Genomic DNA, 2,822 nt, shown 5'->3' on the forward strand with positions numbered 1-2,822 from the left:
AATATCGGTGAGCATACAGTATCAGATTTTGAAAAGGACACAGGATTAAAAACAACATACGTTGAGTATGATTCAAACGAACTTCAGGAAGCTAGACTTCTTGCTGGCAACACCGGTTTTGATGCTGCTATTGTTGTTAGCTATTATGTACCAAGAATGGCTAAATCAGGTGCACTTCAAAAGATTGATCACTCAAAGATCCCAAACTGGGTTAAACAGAACAGAGCAAGACTTGAAAAACTTGCAACTTTAGATCCTAACAATGACTATGCTTATCCATATATCGAAATTTCAATCGGTATTGGTTATAACAAACAGAAAATTGAAGAGATTTTTGGCAAAGACTACAAGATTGATTCTTGGGACTTCCTATTCAAGAAAGAAAACTCAGACAAACTTAAAAAATGTGGTATTGCAATCATCGATTCCCCAATCGAGGTTATCTCAGCTGTTCAGCACTATTTAAAGAAAGATCCTATCTCTACTAATCCAAAGGACTTTGAGGAAGCTAAAGATATCTTAACAAAGCTTGCATCTAATACAGCTTACTTCCAGTCTAACCGCTATGTAACCGATCTTGCATCAGGTGAAATCTGTGCTGCTATTGGTTATTCAGGTGACTTCATTCAAAGCCGTCATTTAGCTGCTCATGGTAAGAACAAATATGACATTGAGTACGTAATTCCAAAGGAAGGCTCAATCATGTGGTTTGACAGCTGGACTGTACCACGCGGTGCTAAGAACTATGACAATGCAATGAAGTGGTTCAACTGGCTTTTAACTCCAGAAAATGCAAAGAAGCTATCTGATGAAATGGGCTATATTCTTCCTGTTGATGAAGCAATGGCTAATGTTTCTGATGAGCTGAAAAATAATGAAAGCATCATGCTGTCAGAGGAAAAGCTAAAGACAATGTACTTCATGCAGCCAACTCCTGCTAAGACATCAAGGATCACCAACAATGTCTGGAATGCCATGAAGATTGATTCAGCTAAAATTGCAAATCAGAACGATTAATAGTTAGACTTAAAAACCTCCTTAACTGCGCTGAATATGTTCATAAAACATGAGTCTTAAGATGCAAAATAAGGAGGTTTGTTAATTTTGATAATACAAATTGCAGACTTTTTGCTCTTATCTAAATCTTAAGATATTAAAGGACATGTAGACATGACCTTTATTCACAGAAAACCAATTCAAGAGCAAATATCTTAATCATTGCTATTTATTAAGATTTACCTTTTTTATCTTTTCTTTTTTCTTTACTGATCTTAATTTATCAGAAAAAGCAGGCTCAAGAATATTCTTTACATAATTTTTTTTAAGATCATAACTACTCTTGTTCATCAGATCTTTTACTTCAACACCATTGAATGAAGATAGCTTTTGATCAACTTTCTTAGTATTACGAAGCACAATTAGATTATGTAAAAGCTCATCCTCTTTGACACTGGTATTTGAACTTACTGAATTTAGCAATGCCTTTAAAGGATCTAGTTTGCTTTGCATTTAAACACCGTTTTGCTCTGAATAATTAGAAGATCAGAATGAGGTAGTGTCTTTATCTCATCACAGGTTCTTACAATACTTGAAATTTTGTAGTATCGACTTAAGATCTTGTTTGCAAAATAATTACTATCTGCATGAATATCACCTACAAAAATATAACGAGATGATACAACAGAAAAAGGCTTTACAACAAGATCTGTTTTTCCATCTAAAATCTGCTCTTTTATGCTGTTTTCTCGCTGATAAAACTCATCATTAAGCCTTGACAGACACTCTAAAGAATTAGTTGCTGTGATAAGAAAATATAATGAAAATACTACTGAATATGAATAGAAAAATGATCTATTTACAACAGTTACCTGCTCTTTTTTCAGGATGTAGTATAGTTTTAGAGTTGCAACAAGAGTAAATACTGTAAATACTGTTGCTGATCGTGCAGGAAAATTAGGAGAGAAGATCATAACAGACAGTGAAGCAAAACCTATTGCAAACAGATATAAGGTACAGAGCATACTCTGTCTGTATTTTTTTATAAGTCCTTTTTTATATACCTTAAAAAGAAGATATAAAAATGCAATAATCAGTGGCAGATTCTCAAGTAAGGATAGATTAAACACACCTATAGCTGTAAAGATATGTGAAAAATAATCAAATCCTCCTGTGCTTTCCATCATCTGCATTCTAGCTGCATTGCCAGGTGATAGAACTAGTATCAAAAAGCCTGTGCACATTCCTGTAAAACCTGCAACCATAAATGCTGACAGCTTCTTTTTTCTTAAAATGTATACAAGATATAAAAATGTCATTGAGCAAAGTGCAAAACCTGTATTCTCATTGCACCAGCCTGCAGTAAGGCCACACAAAAACATTAAAGCAATGAAGATATTTTTTAAAACAAAGCCTTTTGATTTGGTACAGTCATCATTGTTACTTTCTAAAGCCTTTACAAAAGGCACCAGTATTAAAAGGACAAATGTCGTTGTAAAAAGATAATTGCAGGAGGTAACAAGCATAAAAAGTACCTCACCGAAATTTCTAAGACAAAGATATAGCAGTGAGAATGACATTAAAAGAGCTGTACTTTCAATTTTTAATGGATTAACAAAACTTCCCTTTGCAAGGACATTGACAAGATAAATCAAAAGTACAAAACACAGTGCTGTAGCTAAAGCACCGGCAAGTTTACCAGAAAGTAAAAGTAATTGAGCCAATACATGAGGAGGTGTTCTTCCACCCCAGGTAAAATAATGTCTGTACTGAGACAAAATAATATCAGCAACTGATGTTACTCTATCATCGGTACCCTCAATGAG

General features: G+C 34.1%; 3 protein-coding genes. 1 reads left to right on the plus strand and 2 read right to left on the minus strand.

Annotated elements, in window-relative coordinates; translation table 11 throughout:
- A partial coding sequence (locus tag ACJML3_RS00245; protein ID WP_406019616.1) for an extracellular solute-binding protein occupies positions 1-1,017 on the plus strand: 1,017 nt, incomplete at its 5' end.
- 204 nt (positions 1,018-1,221) lie between these two features.
- Here ACJML3_RS00245 and ACJML3_RS00250 read toward each other — a convergent pair.
- Together ACJML3_RS00250 and ACJML3_RS00255 are read right to left on the minus strand one after the other, a co-directional pair.
- Positions 1,222-1,509 (minus strand): hypothetical protein, encoded by a 288-nt coding sequence (locus ACJML3_RS00250; protein ID WP_406019617.1) that lies wholly within the window; start codon positions 1,507-1,509, stop codon positions 1,222-1,224.
- The coding region (locus ACJML3_RS00255) for a DUF6056 family protein (RefSeq protein ID WP_406019618.1) at positions 1,494-2,822 on the minus strand (1,329 nt) is incomplete at its 5' end. The genes ACJML3_RS00250 and ACJML3_RS00255, both read right to left, overlap by 16 nt.

The organism is Succinivibrio sp., from assembly GCF_045124615.1.
In the GTDB taxonomy this organism is placed as follows: domain Bacteria; phylum Pseudomonadota; class Gammaproteobacteria; order Enterobacterales; family Succinivibrionaceae; genus Succinivibrio; species Succinivibrio faecicola.

Coding starts and splice junctions, on each gene's coding strand:
- ACJML3_RS00250 (WP_406019617.1), bottom strand. CDS start 1,509: ATGCAAAGCAAACTAGATCCTTTAAAGGCATTGCTAAATTCAGTAAGT.